The following is a 17048-nucleotide window of genomic DNA, read 5'->3' on the forward strand; positions in this document are numbered from 1 at the left end:
AAATTGAGATGCCACGATATTGCGCAAGATTCGGGTAGGCCGGATGGCACGGCCTGGTTAAGCTTGTTCTATGTTCAGAGAGCCCTGTGCTTTTCCTCGTTTAGCTCCGGTGAGAACGTCTTTATGAATGACTATGCCCGTATCGAAAAAGCGATGTCCTACATGGTGGCCAATGCCGCTAGCCAGCCAAGTTTGGAAACGGTGGCGGCTCAGGTGCATTTGAGTGCTTACCATTTCCAGCGGCTGTTTTGTCGTTATGCGGGTATCAGCCCTAAGCGTTTTTTACAGGCGTTGACCTTGGAACGAGGCAAACAACTGATCGCATCGTCAGAAAGCCTTACCAATACCGTGCATGCGCTAGGGCTAAGCGGTGGCTCGCGGCTTTATGACCACTTTGTGCAGCTAGAAGCGGTCACGCCGGGTGAATTTAAGCGCCAAGGGGAGGGGGTTGAGATTACCTATGGCGTGCACCCTACACCTTTCGGCGAGATATTGGTGGCGATGACGCCGAGAGGAATTTGTCGGATGGCCTTTGTGGCGTCTACCAGTCAGGAAGCGTTGCTGGCAGAACTCGTAAAACAGTGGCCACGCAGTACGCTATGCCATCGCCCTGATGCCACCGGTTATGCGGTAGAGGCACTGTTTACAACATCTGCAGAAACGACCACAAAAGCGACACCTACCACGCTATCGCTCCACGTGAGCGGTACTAATTTCCAGATTGCGGTATGGCGCGCGCTACTCACTATTCCTGAAGGGCAGTTGGCGAGCTACTCGCAAATTGCCCAGGCACTTGGCATGCCGAAATCCTTTCGAGCCGTCGGAAATGCGGTGGGCGCTAACCCTATTGCACTGTTGATTCCTTGCCATCGAGTGATTCAGCAAAGTGGTGCGCTAGGCGGCTATCGCTGGGGGATTAAAACCAAACAACAGGTCCAGGCCTGGGAAGCGGCACAGCATTCTCCTCAGCTTGAGCCGCATTAGCCCTGACTTAGTGTCCAAATACCGACCAGCCGGTTTCTTGGGCAAACATTTCCAGGGCACGAGTGCCCAGTAGGCTATTGCCGTATTTATCCAACCCCGGTGACCATACGGCAAGCGAACCACGCCCAGGTGCAATAGCCAAAATTCCACCGCCAACGCCACTTTTGCCGGGCAGGCCAACGCGGAAAGCAAACTCACCCGACGCATCGTAGTGGCCGCACATCATCATCAATGAATTAATCCGTCGCGCTCGTTGGGGCGATACCACGCGTAAATCACTTGGCTGATTGACACCGTCCGATGCCAAAAACAGCCCGGCGTGAGCAAGCTGTTCGCAACTCATGGCAATTGCGCACTGGTGAAAGTAGGTGCCGAGCACTTTATCGACGTCATGGCGCAGGCGACCAAACGCTTTCATAAAATGAGCCAGAGAAGCGTTGCGGTCTTTGTGCTGCATTTCGGAAGCCGCTACCTGATGGTCAAAACAGATACTGTTATCGTCGGCGATATAGCGCACAAAGCTAAGAATTTCCGCCAGTGTCTCTTTAGGCTCGTGACCCATCATGATGGCATCAACAATCGCAATCGCCCCAGCATTAATAAACGGATTGCGCGGTTTACCGCTTTCATGCTCAAGCTGCACGATAGAGTTGAACGGGTCGCCAGAAGGCTCACGCCCGACCCGCGACCACAATCCATCACCCCATTTGCCCAACGCAATGGTTAGCGTAAAAACTTTGGAAATGCTCTGGATTGAGAACGGTGTAGTGGCGCAGCCCGCAGAAAAGCGTTGGCCGTCTACCGTAGCTAAGCTGATAGCGAATTGGCTGGGGTCCACATGGGCAAGCTGGGGAATATAGTCAGCGACATTTCCCCGCTCGGTTTCAAGGGCAAGCTCGGCGGCAATCTTATTGAGTAACTCTTGCATGTAATACGAATTCGTTTGGCAGCGTGAGGCGCTACCCTAGCGGAAATTAGCAGGCTTGTCTGCTGGCAGTTGATACCGAAATGCCATGGCCTATGCACGTTGTTGAGAGGTCTTGTCCGTTGCTAACTATCTGTTCGGCGGCTACAGTTCGGCTACTTTCAGCAAGGGCCGACGGGCATGACCACATTAATGATTCAGGGAACTACCTCGGATGCGGGCAAAAGCACGGTGGTTGCTGGGCTTTGTCGCGTGTTAAAGCGCCGTGGTATTTCAGTCGCGCCATTTAAACCGCAGAACATGGCACTGAATAGCGCCGTGACCAGTGATGGCGGTGAGATTGGCCGCTCCACTGCGTTACAGGCGCAGGCGGCGGGTGTGGTTCCCCATAGTGATATGAATCCGGTGCTATTAAAGCCGGAGACAGATCGCGGAGCCCAAGTGATTTTACGCGGTAAAGTGCATGGCCATATGGATGCACTGGATTACCACGCGTTTAAGCGCACGGCGAAAGAGAGCGTCATGGCGGCATGGCAGGCCTTGGAAAGCCGCTTTGATGTGATCATTGCCGAAGGCGCGGGCAGTCCGGCGGAAATCAATCTGCGTAAAGGCGATATCGCTAATATGGGCTTTGCCGAAGCTGCCGACTGTCCGGTTTTGTTAGTAGGCGATATTGACCGCGGCGGTGTGTTTGCTCAGCTAGTAGGAACGCTGGCGCTATTAAGCGACAGCGAGCAGGCACGCACGAAAGGATTTATTATTAACCGCTTCCGGGGCGATATTGCCCTTTTAGAGCCGGGGCTTGAGTGGTTAGAGGCCTATACTGGCAAGCCAGTTCTGGGCACCTTACCTTACTTGCAGGGCCTACTGCTGGATGCTGAAGATAGCATTGGTCGGGTTCACGCTGAGAAAGCCAATCACACCCTTAAGGTGATTGTTCCCGCGCTGCCGCGTATCAGCAATCATACGGATTTTGATCCGCTGCGCTTACACCCTCAGGTATCGCTTACCTTTGTAGGGCCAGATCAACCGATTCCACCTGCTGATGTAATAATACTGCCGGGGAGCAAAAGCACCGCCAGTGATTTAGCCTGGCTAACACGCCAGGGTTGGAGAGACGCGATTGTTCGCCATTTGCGCTACGGCGGCAAGGTGCTGGGGATTTGCGGTGGTTTTCAAATGCTGGGTGAGTGGATAGATGACCCGGACGGCTTGGAAGGCGCGCCCGGGAAGGTAGCAGGCTTGGGGTTGTTGCAGGTATCCACGAGAATGGTCGCGGGCAAGCAGCTGCGCAATGTCAGCGGCGTTATGGTCGGGCAAGAAGCGGCTGTGACGGGCTACGAAATTCACAATGGTGTGAGCAACGGGGCTGCACTCAATCGGCCGCTGTTTAATTTAGGTAGCCACGTGGATGGCGCTATCAGTATCGATAACCAAGTGATGGGCACTTACTTGCATGGGTTGTTTGATCACCCTGAAGCCTGCCAAGCGTTGCTTACTACGTTAGGGCTAGCAAGTGCGGCACCCGTCGATTATCGCGCCCACCGCGAGCAAGCGCTTGATCGATTGGCTGATACGCTGGAAGCGCACTTGGATATTGATGCGGTGTTGGCGATGCTAAGGGCGCATTAAGCGCCCAGAATGCTGAGTGTTTATTCTTGCGGTGGGCGCTTTGCCATCAAAGTAATCTCGACGGTGCTGCCCCCGCAAATGTTTGGTGACTCGGTGCAGGTGCGTGCTGGGTAGCGGCCCGGTTCAAAAAACTCCGCGTAGATACTGTCTAATGCATTGATCTGCCTTAAGTCAGCAAGATGAATGTCGACTCTAACAATATCCGCCAGGCTGCCTCCCTGTTGTTTTAGCATGCGTTCAAGTTCGCGCATGACGAGGCGTGTTTCTTCTTTGACATCTCCACGGGTGGCTTTGCCGTTAGAAAGATCCGTAACCGTCAGCCCTGAAATAAACACATAGTGGTCATCGATAACCATGTGACTACCAGGGAAACTCGGTTTGGGTAACGTGGGATCGTCGATATACTGTGGCATTGGCTCTCCTTAGCGACAAATAAGCGAGTCGCGATGGGTGCGACTCTGCCACTAGCGTGTAGTTCCTTTGGGGCAGAGGGTGGTGCTGGCGAAAGCTTTGCTCTAGGCTGGCCAACTTTTAAGGTTTTCCCGTTGTTGATGTGATTTTAAATTCTCATGAGAGAGCGTAATGAAGGTAGTTCATATTAGTCAGAGCGCCCCGCGTAATGCGTGTTTGGCAACCTTGTGTGCCAAGGTATACGGCCAGCAAGCTGGGTTAACGCCGCTGGTAATTTTTACCGGCACGAAAAACGTGCTGTTTGACCAAGAGGCAGCCCGTCTGTTGGCGGGTGTCGATGGCGATGGTAAACCCCTGGCGCTAGCATTGCTGGTGTTGGATGAGGCTGGCGAGGGGATGACGGTAACCCACGCTTGCGAGTTTGTTGATGGTGCTAAAGCGCGTCTAATCAGCGAGTTAAGCCTCAAAGCCCCGCTGCGCGTTGAGGTAAGTGATGCCACCCAAGAAGCGTTCTATCAGCAGTGCGGGTTTAAGCGCTGGTTTGATGGCGAGAAGGGGCAACGCATTGGTTTAGGCGCCCGCCATCCTGCTAAGCATAGTAATGACCTGACGCCCACCTTGACCCTTGATGAAGCGCTAATACTGCGCCGATTTAAGCATGATCCTGCTGCATTTACTGAGGCCAAAGAGGCTTTTTTGTCAGGTTTAAACAACTTTCCGGCCACGCTGTAGGCTAAAAAACAACGAATCGTTCCATTTTATGCAACGAACTTGCACGCTGGTGTCATGATGTCGTCCACTTTCCTGGGTAAAATAGCGACAATATTTATCTTATATAAGAAGGGGAACCGATATGGCGCTGGCAATAATGGATACTAATATCCGCTATGGTGTCGTCAGTAAGGCGCTGCACTGGGGGATGGCACTGCTGTTTGTATGGCAGTTTTTGAGTGCCGGCGCGCATTTACTGTTGTCGGATACGCCCGTGGAAGAGTTTTTATGGGGTACTCACTACACCGTCGGAGTGTTGCTGCTGACGCTTGTAGTGATAAGAGCAGTTTGGTCACTACTTAATGCCTCCCGTCGCCCGCCATCGGTCAGTGTGATGGCAAAGCTAGGCCATCTGGCGCTCTACGGCTTGATGATTGCAGTGCCTACGATTGCACTGATTCGCCAGTATGGTTCCGGTCGTGCGCTGGATGTGTTGGGGGTTAACTTAATGTCGGGCTTTGACGGCGAGGAAATCACGTGGATGACAGAGCTCGGCGGCTTATTACACGGTGAGCTTGGTTGGACGCTACTGGCGTTGATTGTGGGCCATGTCGTGATGGCGATCTTGCATCGTAAATTAACCAATCACGATGTCCTATCGCGTATGTCCTAGCAAGAATCTGTTAGATGATTAAGTTTGTAAAAAGCGGCGCGTTCCATTGGACGCGCCGCTTTTGTTTAGAAGGCATGATGCCGCTACATAAGTAGCGCTACTTAGCTAACTCGCGCATTGCTGTTTCCAGTCCTTCCATGGTCATGGGATACATGCGGTCATCGATAACGTCACGAATTAACTGGGTCGAATAGGTGTACTCCCAGGCACGGGGTGGCATGGGGTTTAACCACGCCAAGCGTGGAAACGTATCAGCCAAGCGTTTTAGCCACACGCCGCCAGGTTCATCATTGAAGTGTTCCACGCTGCCACCCGAGTGAGTGACTTCGTAAGGTGACATGGCGGCATCACCGACAATCACCACCTGATAGTCCGCGCCGTAGGTGTGTAACACATCCATGGTTGGGATGCGCTCGTTCCCCCGACGCATATTGTTACGCCAAACCCCTTCGTAGAGGCAGTTGTGGAAGTAATAATGTTCCAAGTGTTTGAATTCGGAACGTGCCGCTGAGAATAACTCTTCGCAGACGCGAATATGATCATCCATCGACCCGCCGACATCTAAAAACAGCAGTACTTTAACCGCATTATGACGTTCGGGGCGCATTTGAATATTGAGTAACCCCGCATCCCGTGCGGTTTCGCGGATGGTGCTGTCTACATCAAACTCGTCCAGCGCTCCTTGGCGGGCAAACTTGCGCAGCCGCCGTAAGGCCATTTTGATATTGCGGGTGCCCAGTTCAAGCGAGTCATCGTAATCGCGAAAACGCCGCTCGTCCCAAACTTTGGTAGCGCGGCGGTGGCGCGAACCATCCTGGCCAATACGTATGCCTTCGGGGTTGTAACCATACGCCCCAAAGGGGCTGGTGCCACCCGTGCCAATCCACTTGTTGCCGCCCGCATGGCGCTCTTTTTGCTCTTCCAGGCGCTTTTTAAAGGTCTCAATCAGCTCTTCAAGACCACCTAACGACTCAATTTTGGCTTTCTCTTCGTCGCTGAGCTGCTTTTCAAATTCGCGCCGTAGCCACTCATCGGGAACGAGCGCCTCGATTGCCGAATCCATATCTTCAAGGCCTTTAAACCAGGCGGTAAAGGCGCGATCAAAGCGGTCAAAGTAGCGCTCATCTTTGACCATGACAGTACGCGCCACTTGATAAAACGCTTCCATATCGGCAAATACGACGCCACGTTCGACCACCGCGTGCAGGTCGAGCAATTCGCGCAGAGAAACGGGCACACCGGCACGTTTGAGGGCATCAAACAGACCAATAAACATGGCTTAGCGCCCCGTACTCTTTTGGCGACGCATCATAAACGCCAGGCGTTCTAGTAGGTGAGTGTCCTGCTCGTTTTTAACCAGCGCGCCTGCCATCGGCGGCAGAGCTTTGGCCGGGTCGCGGTGATACAGCGCTTCCTGGGCCAGTTCGTCGGCCATTAGCAGCTTGAGCCAATCCACCAGCTCTGAGGTAGAGGGCTTCTTCTTGAGTCCTGGGGCGTTGCGCAGATCGAAAAACACTTCCAAGGCTTCGCCGACCAGCTTGGGAGCGATATCCGGGAAGTGAACATCCACAATCGCCTGCATGGTCTCGCGGTCGGGGAATTCGATGTAATGGAAAAAGCAGCGACGTAGGAAAGCGTCGGGCAGCTCTTTTTCATTATTTGAGGTGATCACGATAATTGGGCGTTGTTCGGCGCGAATGGTCTCACCGGTTTCATAAACATGAAACTCCATACGATCCAGCTCTTGCAGCAGGTCGTTGGGAAACTCGATATCCGCTTTGTCGATTTCATCAATCAGCAGCACCACACGCTCGCCCGCGGTGAAAGCTTCCCACAGCTTGCCGGGCTTGATGTAGTTACCGACATTTTCCACCCCTTCAACGCCCAACTGGGAATCGCGTAGGCGGCTGACGGCATCATACTCATAAAGCCCCTGGGCGGCTTTGGTGCTGGACTTGATATGCCAAGTAATCAGCTTAGTGCCCAGGGATTCGGCGAGTTCCTCGGCCAGCAGCGTTTTGCCGGTACCGGGTTCACCTTTGATGAGTAGTGGACGCTGCAGCACAACCGCGGCATTGACTGCCTGTTTGAGTGCATCAGTTGCAATGTAAGAAGAGGTTGAATCAAACGCCATGGGGAGTGCCTCGGCTTGTCGAAACGAGTTGTTTAAAAATAGATTCAAACAAGTGTACGTGAGGGTAAACCCCAAGGCCAACTAGTCGATAGCGCGATTGGCTTTCAGCCCTGCCAGTTGGGGGGCACTATTCCCTGGCGCTGCATTTGCCGATATACCGTGGGACGCGAAACGCCTAGCTCACGGGCAACCGCGCTGATATTCCAGTGATGTTGCTTGAGTAGGTGGATAAGCGAACCTGAAAGGGCTTCGCTGGCGTTCGTTTCAAGTTGGGCCGACGCGTTGCGGGTAATTCGCTGGCTAAGGCACTGTTCTGGCAGATCGTGAACGGTGATTTCGTCACTTTCTGAGGTGGCTAGGGCAAAGGCGAGGGCATTTTTGAGCTGACGAATATTGCCGGGCCATGAATACGCGAGTAGCGCACTGATTGCATCTGCGCGTAGGCGTGGCGATATTTGCGTGGCGCGTTCGGCGGCGACGTCTTCAAACACGCGGCGAATAACAAACAGTTTATCGGCGCGTTCGCGTAGCGCTGGCAGTCGAAGCTGAGCACCGTTGAGCCGGTAATAGAGGTCTTCGCGGAATTCTCCTTGCTGGATCATTTCTTCGATATGGCGATGGGTGGCCGTAATAACACGAATATCGATTTTAACTGGCGTGTTAGCCCCCAGCGGCATCACTTCCCGTTCGGCCAGCACGCGCAACAGTCGGGTTTGCAGCGCTAACGGCATATCACCGATTTCGTCTAAAAACAGCGTGCCTCCATGGGCCTGTGGAATAAGCCCGCGCATCCCTTTTGAGCGGCCGCCGGTAAAGGCGCCAGGTTCGTAGCCAAACAGTTCGCTTTCGATCAGTGACTCGGGAATGGCCGCACAGTTGACGGCAATAAACGGTTGTTTGGCGCGGTTGCCGCTTTCGTGCAGCGCCCGTGCAACCACCTCTTTACCGGTGCCGGTTTCGCCGCTAATCAGCACGTTCACGTTAGCTTCATTACGCAAGCGGTCGGCCAATTTTTGTACTTTGCGCATCGCAGGGTCGTCGGCACCCAGCCGAGCTAAGGGTTCGGGCAGTTCAGAAGCAGACGGTGTTGTCCGTTGCACCATGCGGGGGCGGCGGGGTTCTAGCAGACTAATAAAGTGGATGGTGTTGCTGGCGCGAGCGCGGAAGGCACGCAATTGATCATCAGTACCGCTATTAATACTGAGTATATCGGCGATCTCACACTCGAATAGTTCACCCAGCATAGGGGTGTGATTTGCCGACCAAGGTGGCCAGCGGTGCTGGTGTTCGGCGATTAGCTCGCGGCCTACAGCGTTGGCAGCGATGACCTGTCCATTCTCTTCAATGGCGATTAAACCACGTCCGTTGACGTGGACAAATTCCCGCGATGTATCTAGACGCACCATCAGGCAGTCGCGGTAGCGTTGCAGAAAATAGGCATCCTCAATCATGCGCGCATAAAGCGTTACCAGCGATAGGCTGAAATTCTGGCTTTCGTGTTGCGTAGGCGATTGCAGCGCGGAGATATCTAACACGGCCATCACATTACCCTGAGGGTCAGCAATAGGAGCGGCGGTGCAGGTCAGCGAGATATGGGAAGCATCGAAGTGTTCTTGGCGGTGGCAGATAATGGCCTGGCGATCATGCAAGCAGGTACCGACAGCGCAGGTGCCTGCAAAGCGTTCATCCCAGTCAGCCCCCAGGTAGAGGCCTGCTTTGCGTAATTGCTGGTCCTGGTTGGGGTCGCCGCGAAACTCAACGGTAATGCCGCGGTGGTCGGTGACGAGTAGTACGTAGCCAAGCTGCGCTATTTGCCCATAAAGCTGATCGACACCGGCGCGGGCGACATGCAGTAACTCATCAACAGACTCGCGGTGCTCAATCAATGTTTGCTGCGGCACGACCCGTGCTGGGCGTGGATGAGTGGGGTCTAGCTGATACTCGTTCAGGCAGCGCAGCCAGGAGCGACGAATGGGGGCCTGCGCAGGCAAGCTGGGGGTATCTAGCCCTTCACCGAGCTGAAAAATATGCTCGATATGTCGACGTTGTTCAGATTGAAGCCGTGTAGGTGCAAGCGTGGAATGCAGCATGGCGTTACTCGTTGGGCGCTGTCGTTATTGTTCTTTCAGCCTATGCGCTTTACCCCCAGAGTCAACGTGGTCTGCTTACGCCGTTAGTCGTGCGTTACACCTGTAACGTCAAGCTGTAAACGGCGTGACAGGTGTACATGGCTCTCTATTGGTTACTCAGTAGGTGATAAGGCTAGGCGAGGGCGCTGTAAACCCTTCCCTGGGCGCTACTTTTGCCATCCATGGCAAAAGACCCTCGCTACGCCTTATCACTGCCTTGTATCTCATTAATGCTGTATTTTTTGTTTATTTTTCAGCTTGTTGATGTGCTTTTTGGGTTGTTTGGCACGGTAGCTGCTTAGGGTTGTGTGCATCACAGTTAACTCAACAATAACAAATGCACATGGAGTACCCGCTATGTCAAAGATAACGGCACAAGTCCAGCAATCCCCCACGGAGACTGTTCAAGCGTGGCTGCACGATTTCGATACTGCCCTTCAAACCCAGGATATTGAGCGAGTACTGTCTCTGTTTGGAGACGAGTGCTACTGGCGTGACTTTCTTACGTTTACCTGGAATTTAAAAACCTGCGAAGGCAAAGATGAAATTCAGGCCATGCTCAATGCCACGCTCAATAACGCACAGCCTACGGACTGGCAGTTAGACGGCGAGGCCACTGAAAACGGCGACATCTACGATGCGTGGTTTACTTTCAATACGGCGGTTGCCCGTGGAAAAGGCTATTTGCGCCTAAAAGAAGGCAAGTGCTGGACGTTGTTAACCACCATGCAAGCACTGAACGACTACCCCGAGCAGTGCAATCACCATCGCCCCAAAGGGGCTGAGCACGGTGCCAATAAGCAGCGTGAAACGTGGTTGGAGTCACGGCAGCGTGAAGAAGCGGAGCTGGGCTACACCCAGCAGCCTTACTGCGTGATTATTGGCGGTGGCCAGGGCGGTATTGGCTTAGGCGCACGGTTAAGGCAACTGGGTGTGCCAACAATCATCATTGAGCGAAACGAGCGCGCGGGAGACTCCTGGCGTAAGCGCTATAAGTCACTCTGCTTGCACGATCCAGTGTGGTACGACCACCTTCCCTATATCCCTTTCCCAGATAACTGGCCTGTATTCGCCCCGAAAGACAAAGTGGGCGATTGGCTGGAAATGTACACAAAAGTGATGGAGCTCAATTATTGGAGTTCCACCGAGTGTCAGAATGCTAGCTACGATGAGGCCGCAGGGGAGTGGGTGGTTAAGGTTAAGCGCAACGGCGAAGAGATCACGCTACGGCCCAAGCAGTTGGTAATGGCTACCGGTATGTCTGGGATGCCGAATGTGCCTAAATTCCCAGGGGCAGAAAACTTTGCAGGCGAGCAGCAGCACTCTAGCCAACACCCCGGGCCGGATGCCTATAAAGGTAAGAAATGCGTCATCGTGGGCTCTAATAACTCGGCCCATGACATTGCCGCCGCACTATGGGAGCACGATGCTGATGTCACCATGCTGCAGCGCTCATCTACCCATATTGTGAAGTCAGACTCACTGATGGAAGAGGTGTTAGGGCCGCTTTATTCGGAAGAGGCTGTGGCGAATGGGTTAACCCATGAAAAAGCCGATCTAGTGTTTGCCTCGATTCCGTACAAAGTATTACCGGATTTTCAGCGCCCCGCTTTTGAAGCGATTAAAAAGCGTGACGCCGAGTTTTACCAAAAGCTTGAGAGCGCAGGCTTTATGCTCGATTTCGGCGACGATGAATCGGGGCTGTTTTTGAAGTATTTGCGTCGCGGTTCGGGATATTACATCGATGTAGGCGCTTGTGACTTGGTGGCCAGTGGCGACATCAAACTGCGCAGCGGCGTGGGCATTGAGCGTATTAACCCACACTCCATCACACTGACTGATGGCAGCGAGCTTGATGCTGACTTGATCGTTTATGCCACTGGCTATGGCTCGATGAATGGTTGGGCGGCGCGGCTTATTTCTCAAGAAGTGGCCGATAAAGTCGGCAAGTGTTGGGGGCTAGGTTCCGACACCACCAAAGACCCCGGCCCATGGGAAGGAGAGCTGCGCAATATGTGGAAGCCCACTCAGCAAGAGGCACTGTGGTTCCATGGCGGCAACCTACACCAGTCGCGGCACTACTCACGTTATTTGGCGCTGCAGTTAAAAGCACGTATGGAAGGGCTAGATACCCCTGTCTATGGCCTGCAGCCAGTTCATCACTTGGGCTGAGCGTTTATGCGAGTCGGTATACCGGCTCGGTTCAATTAATTAAAGAGGAGAGACGCTCATGCAATTGAATGGAAAGACTGCATTAGTCACTGGCGGAGGGCGTGGCATAGGCCAGGGCATTGCTCTGGCACTGGCAAAAGCTGGTGCGGATGTGGCCGTCGCCGACTTGGATATCGAAATTGCAGAAGAAACGGCTGCTAAGGTCGAAGCGCTTGGCCGTCGTAGTATTGCGCTACAGGTCGATGTTTCGTCCTCCGAATCGGTGCATATGCTGGTACAGGCGGTGCAAGAATATTTCGGACAACTAGATATTGCTGTCAATAACGCAGGAATTATCAGTATTCATTCGGTTGAGGAGCTGTCTGCGCAGGAGTGGGATCGTGTTATGGCGGTCAATGCTAAAGGTACATTTCTGTGTACACAGGCTGAGTTAGAAGTCATGCGGCCACGCCGATATGGGCGGATAGTTAACGTCTCTTCCATCGCTGGCAAGGTTGGGTTTCCTAATCTTTCCCATTATTCCGCTTCTAAGTTTGCGGTCATTGGCTTTACCAATGCTGTCGCTAAGGAAGTCGCATCCGATGGCGTGACAGTGAATGCGCTATGCCCTGGGGTCGTCGGCACTGGTATGTGGCGGGGAGAAGATGGTCTTGCTGGGAGGTGGCGCGAAGAGGGGGAAACTGAGCAGGCCTCCTGGGAGAGACATCAAAAAACCTTACTGCCTCAGGGCGAAGCGCAAACGCCCGATGATATGGGGCAGCTGGTGGTCTATCTGGCTTGCGCCGAACACGTAACTGGACAAGCCATTGCAGTGGATGGGGGATTCTCTCTGTGACCTATAGCAAAGACGAAAAGAGCACTATGCAGGCAGCGGTTTGGTATGCAGCGAAAGATCTGCGTGTTGAGCAAATGCCGATACCAACGATTAACGGCCCTCATGAGGTAAAAGTTAAGGTGGCGGCGTGTGGTATTTGTGGTAGTGATTTGCACGAATACGCCGCTGGGCCGATTTTTATTCCGGTCGATAAGCCGCACCCAATTAGCGGTGAGCAAGCACCGATTATCATGGGCCACGAATTCGCCGGCGAAGTGGTTGAGGTAGGCGACAAAGTAACACGGGTGAAAGTAGGGGATCGCGTCGCTATCGAGCCGATTCTTTCACCTAATCAGAACGGCGCTTATCAGATGGAGCGCTATAACCTCACGCCGCTATTGGGTTTCCATGGCCTTTCTGGTGGCGGCGGTGGCTTCTCGGAGTTCACCGTGATGGGGGAGCATATGGTGCATAAACTGCCGGATGACCTCAGCTTCGAGCAAGGGGCACTGGTAGAGCCAGCGGCGGTTGCTTTGCATGCCGTTCGTCAAAGTAGTTTGAAGGCAGGGGATAGCGCAGCAGTATTTGGTGCGGGCCCGATTGGCTTAATGACCATCGAGGCACTAAAAGCGGCAGGTGCCGCTCAAATTTACGCCGTCGAGGTAGCACCTTCACGTAAAGCGAAGGCCGAAGCGCTTGGCGCTATCGTGGTGGACCCGCAGCAAGAAGATGCTGTGGCTAAGCTAAAAATGTTGAGCAACGGTGGCGTTGACGTAGCGTTCGAAGTGACCGGGATTCCGGCCGTACTGAATCAGTCCTTGCACAGCACTCATGAAGGCGGAGAAGTGATCGTGGTCAGTATTTGGGAAGGAGAGGCCAGTTTCCATCCCAACGATCTAGTCATTAAAGAGCGTACCATGAAGGGCATTATTGCCTATCGCCATGTTTATCCGGCGGTAATGGCACTCATGCAGCGAGGCTATTTCCGCGCTGAAGATATGGTAACCCAACGCATCCCGCTAGCAGATATTGTTGAAGAGGGATTCGAGGCGCTGTTGAGTGATAAAGCGCAGGTGAAAATAATCGTCACGCCGTAGCGCTATACGGGCATCGACCAAAGGCCATCCTATGATGGCCTTTTTTACACCTTTGGCGCATCGCGCTTATTGAAGTGGGAGGGGACCCGATCCATACTTCGATAACGTGATCGCTAAAATACACAGCACTAGACTAGACTGCCAGTCAGTTAAGGCTTACTGGCATTATCCCCAAGCCCCATATAACAAAGCGGCCACCTCCCAAAGCGATCGCCGCACGTCATTCTCGAGTCACCACACCGTCATTCCCGAGTGGGGTAATCGGGAATCCACCTTGACCTTGGCCTGCAGCAGCCCGAAACCCCAGGTCAACATGGATTCCCGCTAAGGGCCTGCGGGAATGACGAGGGCGGCTCGGAGGGCTGGGGGGAGTCACCGTCAGGCACTTATTAAACAAAAAAACCAGCCCATCGGCTAATGCCAGCTAGGCTTAACTGACTGTCATTAGCACTAGGCTACGTCTTTTTTTGGAATATCTTGGGCAGCGAATCAAGTTCGTTGAAGAAGGAGTCTGGCAGGTCAGGTATCGCCAGCTTCAAGGCGCTGACAGGGTCATTCATAAATTGCTCCATGTGTGATTCGCTAGCCCCTAGCCATGCGAAAAAGCGCTTTTCATGTGTCAATAGTTCCTGGATTAATTGCTCCACATTGCTGGCTGCTTTGGAGTCAGTTTCTGCCAATTTCTGGACTAATGGATGATCTTGGGCAATTTGTAGCGTTTTAGGCGTTCTAGAGCTGAAGGTGATGTACTGCTCCTTCAGATTTGGGCTTTTCAATCGATATTTTACGAAGTGAGTAGAATCAGTTGCCATGACAATATCCTTCTGCTGAAGTTGTTAAGCAGTGACCTGAATAAATGGATCCCACGAGTAGTAGCCCTGAACAATGTTGTCCCGATCTGTGAGCATAAAATTGAACGCGTAGGTAATTTCCCCTTCAGCAACCGCTTGTGCCGACCAAAAATAACTGTTGATTGTTTGAGTCACAGGGTGAAGAGGATCACCAGGAACAGGAAGCGGGGTTTTGACTTCTGCGACAACTGGATAAGGTGTTGACAGAATGTTCTGTTTTCCACCCACGGGTTCGTATTGGTACAGAATTGCTGAGTATGTCGCATTTGCAGAAAGTGATGTCTCTCGCCATCTGAGGGTGTCTAGTGTACGAGCAGTTACTTTTAGCTCCCCCGTTCCCTCCCCGAAGGCCCCATTGTCTTGCCGGACGATCAAGTAAATCATCGTTTCGTCAATCGGCGTTGGCTTGGATGGGGTTCCAGGGAGGTAGTTTGATGCGATGGTATCCGCGTCGACCGCCATCAATATATCGATGATTTGTGGCGTGGTGCTTCGTTCCATGCAGCATTCTCCTTGTTGTATTTGTCCTCTTGGTTGAAAGAGGTTCAGAGAATAAAATCAGTCAGTGATCTGAATGAAGGGATCCCACCAATAGTAACCCTGTACATTATTATCACGATCAACAATCATGAACTTGAAGTGGTAGGTTACATTTCCGGCTCTGGTGACCGTGCAGTTCCAGAAATAGTCATTGATCGTCTGGGTTGATGGATGAAGGGGATCAGAAGCAACCGGTAAGGGGGTATCTACCTCTACAGTTATGGGCTGGGGAGGGGTGATCAGGCCGTCGCTATTGGTCGAATCGAACTCATAAAGTATGGTTGAGTAAGTGCCGTTTAGCGTCAACGAAGTTTCTCGCCAACGAATAACGTCTAGTGTCTGGGCCGCAATGGTCAACTCCGCGCCGCCGTTTCCAGAAACCGCTTCGTCACTACGCACAATCATGTAGATAAAATTCGCGCTGGTAGCGATCTGCTGAGGGTTATCAGAGTCTGTATTAGCTCCGTACTTTTGAATGACTGACTCGGCATCAATAGCGATCAGTACATCAATGATTTTTTCAGTATCAGCCATCATGGTTCTCCTGAATTAGCGTTGCGTGTGTTATACGAAGAGTGGATCTCCGCCCAGCTGTAAGGAAATATTTGGGTGTACATAATCAAGCTTGAACGAGTCACTTCCCGTCCATTTGATAGGATCAACGGCATTAATCAAAAGCAAATCCACAGAAGGTGATGTCTCTTTATTGACCGACTCAATGGCACCTGTTGCAATTTCTGAAGCACCCAATAGCAGCCCAATCACAAGCCCACCAATCACGAGTGATGCCCCCTCCGTCAGAGGGGCGCAAATCAAGGCCACTAGGCCGACAATGATCGATATGATGATCTCGGTAACGACGACCCCCGGATCCTGGTGAACTGTATACTGCTGGTCAGTTGGTTGTGTTTGTACGAAATTGATGGTTTGCCCATTATTTGAGCTACCGAGATTTAGCGTGTACCAGTTGGTTGCGGTTGTCTCTGATGTAATGCCAAAAGTGATGTAGGTGCTGGTTGTGCTGGTTACGATGAATGTTTCTCCATCGGTTTCTACTGTAAGGGATGTGAGTATAGGGTGATAAGTTGAACCATCATGTTCAACTGGAGGCATATCCACTGATACCCCCTGATCCAGATAAAGTTTGGTTTTATCATTGCTCATCAGGAAGTTATCGCTATTCAGCCCAGGGTAGGCAACCATGATGGCGGGTCGTACCAGATCGTATAAGGTTCTTTCCTGGGAGACGAGAAAACCGGCTTCGCTATTCGCTGGGATGGCATTAGGAGAAACCTGCTCGCTCAACGATTGCCCGGTTCGATCACCTGTCATCGTCAGCACGCCAAGAACGCTGTTGCCAAGCGAATTGCCATCTAGGTAAGCGTACTCTGTATAATTTGGTGTTACGAACCCCCACTGTCCCTGGTCAATCATTCGGTTGATATCAACCACTGAAAATACATGGTTGAACTCGCTTAAATTAGCGCAGATCCAATCTAAAAGGGCTTGGCCAAATACGGCCTGAGTGACACTTCCAGGGTTGGGGGTGAGTGATACCTCTCCCACCAAAGCGGCTACTGGAGTTGAGGCATTGTCTGAGCTGGTTTTTGCAACCAGAGCAACCAAGTTCGATGAGTCGTCATTCGCGGCACTGTGGGGAATGTAGTGAAGGTTGATTTCTATCGTTGCGTTGCCAGCATCAACGGTAACCTTACTGCCACTGGTGTAGTCAACAATGATGTTGCTCATGGGGATGGAAATACGGATGTTTTTGCCATCCCCACCCATACAGACTTGCCAGTCCGAGAAATCAGCGGAGGCTGTGTAAGAACCTTCTGCCGTAACCGAGAAGCTTTGCGGTGATGACTGCTGATCCACAATGGTTTTATTGACGTCAGGAATCGGAATAGCAAAAGCGGTATCCCAATTATAGGTATTTGCGGCAGCATTTTGGGTGGACATGGCTGCTTTCCTT

The 17048-nt window shown here is 52.5% G+C and carries 16 protein-coding genes; 7 read left to right on the forward strand and 9 right to left on the reverse strand.

Annotated features, from left to right (window positions below; genetic code table 11):
• Positions 1 to 123 precede the first annotated feature (123 nt).
• Entirely contained in the window at positions 124 to 984 is an 861-nt protein-coding gene (locus INT21_RS19125) for a bifunctional transcriptional activator/DNA repair enzyme AdaA (RefSeq protein ID WP_193067568.1), read from the forward strand.
• 7 nt (positions 985 to 991) lie between these two features.
• Here the strand turns inward: INT21_RS19125 and INT21_RS19130 are convergent, their stop codons facing one another.
• Positions 992 to 1912, reverse strand: a complete 921-nt coding sequence (locus INT21_RS19130; protein ID WP_193067567.1) for a glutaminase — start codon at positions 1910 to 1912, stop codon at positions 992 to 994.
• Between the two features lie 177 nt (positions 1913 to 2089).
• On the opposite strand from INT21_RS19130, the gene INT21_RS19135 reads away from it, so the two are divergent.
• The gene (locus tag INT21_RS19135) at positions 2090 to 3541 is read left to right on the forward strand and encodes a cobyric acid synthase (RefSeq protein WP_193067566.1); all 1452 of its coding nucleotides are present in this window, start codon (positions 2090 to 2092) and stop codon (positions 3539 to 3541) included.
• A gap of 20 nt (positions 3542 to 3561) precedes the next feature.
• Here INT21_RS19135 and INT21_RS19140 read toward each other — a convergent pair whose 3' ends face one another.
• Entirely contained in the window at positions 3562 to 3954 is a 393-nt protein-coding gene (locus tag INT21_RS19140; protein ID WP_193067565.1) for a RidA family protein, read from the reverse strand.
• Between the two features lie 169 nt (positions 3955 to 4123).
• Here INT21_RS19140 and INT21_RS19145 point away from each other — a divergent pair, with 169 nt between their 5' ends.
• Both INT21_RS19145 and INT21_RS19150 read left to right on the forward strand, forming a co-directional pair.
• On the forward strand, positions 4124 to 4684 hold the full coding sequence (locus INT21_RS19145) for a hypothetical protein (protein WP_193067564.1): 561 nt from the start codon (positions 4124 to 4126) through the stop codon (positions 4682 to 4684).
• 121 nt (positions 4685 to 4805) lie between these two features.
• Positions 4806 to 5336 carry a cytochrome b gene (locus tag INT21_RS19150; protein WP_193067563.1) on the forward strand — a complete coding sequence of 177 codons (531 nt, stop codon included), beginning with the start codon at positions 4806 to 4808 and terminating at the stop codon, positions 5334 to 5336.
• A 97-nt stretch (positions 5337 to 5433) separates the two neighbouring features.
• Here INT21_RS19150 and INT21_RS19155 read toward each other — a convergent pair whose 3' ends face one another.
• The 3 genes from INT21_RS19155 to INT21_RS19165 form a co-directional block, all read right to left on the reverse strand.
• A complete protein-coding gene (locus tag INT21_RS19155) occupies positions 5434 to 6612 on the reverse strand; it encodes a vWA domain-containing protein (protein ID WP_193067562.1) in 1179 nt (392 codons plus the stop codon).
• 3 nt (positions 6613 to 6615) lie between these two features.
• Positions 6616 to 7470 (reverse strand): AAA family ATPase, encoded by an 855-nt coding sequence (locus INT21_RS19160; protein WP_030069180.1) that lies wholly within the window; start codon positions 7468 to 7470, stop codon positions 6616 to 6618.
• A 104-nt stretch (positions 7471 to 7574) separates the two neighbouring features.
• Positions 7575 to 9560, reverse strand: a complete 1986-nt coding sequence (locus INT21_RS19165; protein WP_193067561.1) for a sigma-54-dependent Fis family transcriptional regulator — start codon at positions 9558 to 9560, stop codon at positions 7575 to 7577.
• A gap of 396 nt (positions 9561 to 9956) precedes the next feature.
• On the opposite strand from INT21_RS19165, the gene INT21_RS19170 reads away from it, so the two are divergent.
• The 3 genes from INT21_RS19170 to INT21_RS19180 are packed head-to-tail and all read left to right on the forward strand — an operon-like array spanning position 9957 to position 13682.
• Entirely contained in the window at positions 9957 to 11771 is a 1815-nt protein-coding gene (locus INT21_RS19170; protein WP_193067560.1) for an NAD(P)/FAD-dependent oxidoreductase, read from the forward strand.
• Positions 11772 to 11829: 58 nt separating this feature from the next.
• Entirely contained in the window at positions 11830 to 12606 is a 777-nt protein-coding gene (locus INT21_RS19175; RefSeq protein WP_193067559.1) for an SDR family NAD(P)-dependent oxidoreductase, read from the forward strand.
• A gap of 26 nt (positions 12607 to 12632) precedes the next feature.
• Positions 12633 to 13682: a 2,3-butanediol dehydrogenase gene (locus INT21_RS19180; RefSeq protein WP_193067571.1), complete on the forward strand. Its 1050-nt coding sequence runs from the start codon at positions 12633 to 12635 to the stop codon at positions 13680 to 13682.
• A gap of 455 nt (positions 13683 to 14137) precedes the next feature.
• Here INT21_RS19180 and INT21_RS19185 read toward each other — a convergent pair whose 3' ends face one another.
• Genes INT21_RS19185 through INT21_RS19200 form a run of 4 tightly spaced genes read right to left on the reverse strand, consistent with a single transcriptional unit; the run spans position 14138 to position 17035 of the window.
• On the reverse strand, positions 14138 to 14494 hold the full coding sequence (locus INT21_RS19185; RefSeq protein ID WP_193067464.1) for a hypothetical protein: 357 nt from the start codon (positions 14492 to 14494) through the stop codon (positions 14138 to 14140).
• 24 nt (positions 14495 to 14518) lie between these two features.
• A complete protein-coding gene (locus INT21_RS19190; protein ID WP_089038077.1) occupies positions 14519 to 15034 on the reverse strand; it encodes an AidA/PixA family protein in 516 nt (171 codons plus the stop codon).
• A 57-nt stretch (positions 15035 to 15091) separates the two neighbouring features.
• Positions 15092 to 15607, reverse strand: a complete 516-nt coding sequence (locus tag INT21_RS19195; protein ID WP_193067463.1) for an inclusion body family protein — start codon at positions 15605 to 15607, stop codon at positions 15092 to 15094.
• 30 nt (positions 15608 to 15637) lie between these two features.
• The gene (locus INT21_RS19200; protein WP_193067462.1) at positions 15638 to 17035 is read right to left on the reverse strand and encodes a TULIP family P47-like protein; all 1398 of its coding nucleotides are present in this window, start codon (positions 17033 to 17035) and stop codon (positions 15638 to 15640) included.
• Positions 17036 to 17048 lie beyond the last annotated feature (13 nt).

Source organism: Halomonas sp. 3F2F (genome assembly GCF_014897805.1).
Classification (GTDB): Bacteria; Pseudomonadota; Gammaproteobacteria; order Pseudomonadales; family Halomonadaceae; genus Vreelandella.

Bases quoted from the DNA above. Each gene is read 5' to 3' on its own strand.
- INT21_RS19140 (WP_193067565.1), bottom strand. From the start codon at position 3,954: ATGCCACAGTATATCGACGATCCCACGTTACCCAAACCGAGTTTCCCT.
- INT21_RS19155 (WP_193067562.1), bottom strand. From the start codon at position 6,612: ATGTTTATTGGTCTGTTTGATGCCCTCAAACGTGCCGGTGTGCCCGTT.
- INT21_RS19170 (WP_193067560.1), top strand. From the start codon at position 9,957: ATGTCAAAGATAACGGCACAAGTCCAGCAATCCCCCACGGAGACTGTT.
- INT21_RS19145 (WP_193067564.1), top strand. From the start codon at position 4,124: ATGAAGGTAGTTCATATTAGTCAGAGCGCCCCGCGTAATGCGTGTTTG.
- INT21_RS19130 (WP_193067567.1), bottom strand. From the start codon at position 1,912: ATGCAAGAGTTACTCAATAAGATTGCCGCCGAGCTTGCCCTTGAAACC.
- INT21_RS19135 (WP_193067566.1), top strand. From the start codon at position 2,090: ATGACCACATTAATGATTCAGGGAACTACCTCGGATGCGGGCAAAAGC.
- INT21_RS19125 (WP_193067568.1), top strand. From the start codon at position 124: ATGAATGACTATGCCCGTATCGAAAAAGCGATGTCCTACATGGTGGCC.
- INT21_RS19180 (WP_193067571.1), top strand. From the start codon at position 12,633: ATGCAGGCAGCGGTTTGGTATGCAGCGAAAGATCTGCGTGTTGAGCAA.
- INT21_RS19190 (WP_089038077.1), bottom strand. From the start codon at position 15,034: ATGGAACGAAGCACCACGCCACAAATCATCGATATATTGATGGCGGTC.
- INT21_RS19185 (WP_193067464.1), bottom strand. From the start codon at position 14,494: ATGGCAACTGATTCTACTCACTTCGTAAAATATCGATTGAAAAGCCCA.
- INT21_RS19200 (WP_193067462.1), bottom strand. From the start codon at position 17,035: ATGTCCACCCAAAATGCTGCCGCAAATACCTATAATTGGGATACCGCT.
- INT21_RS19150 (WP_193067563.1), top strand. From the start codon at position 4,806: ATGGCGCTGGCAATAATGGATACTAATATCCGCTATGGTGTCGTCAGT.
- INT21_RS19160 (WP_030069180.1), bottom strand. From the start codon at position 7,470: ATGGCGTTTGATTCAACCTCTTCTTACATTGCAACTGATGCACTCAAA.
- INT21_RS19165 (WP_193067561.1), bottom strand. From the start codon at position 9,560: ATGCTGCATTCCACGCTTGCACCTACACGGCTTCAATCTGAACAACGT.
- INT21_RS19175 (WP_193067559.1), top strand. From the start codon at position 11,830: ATGCAATTGAATGGAAAGACTGCATTAGTCACTGGCGGAGGGCGTGGC.
- INT21_RS19195 (WP_193067463.1), bottom strand. From the start codon at position 15,607: ATGGCTGATACTGAAAAAATCATTGATGTACTGATCGCTATTGATGCC.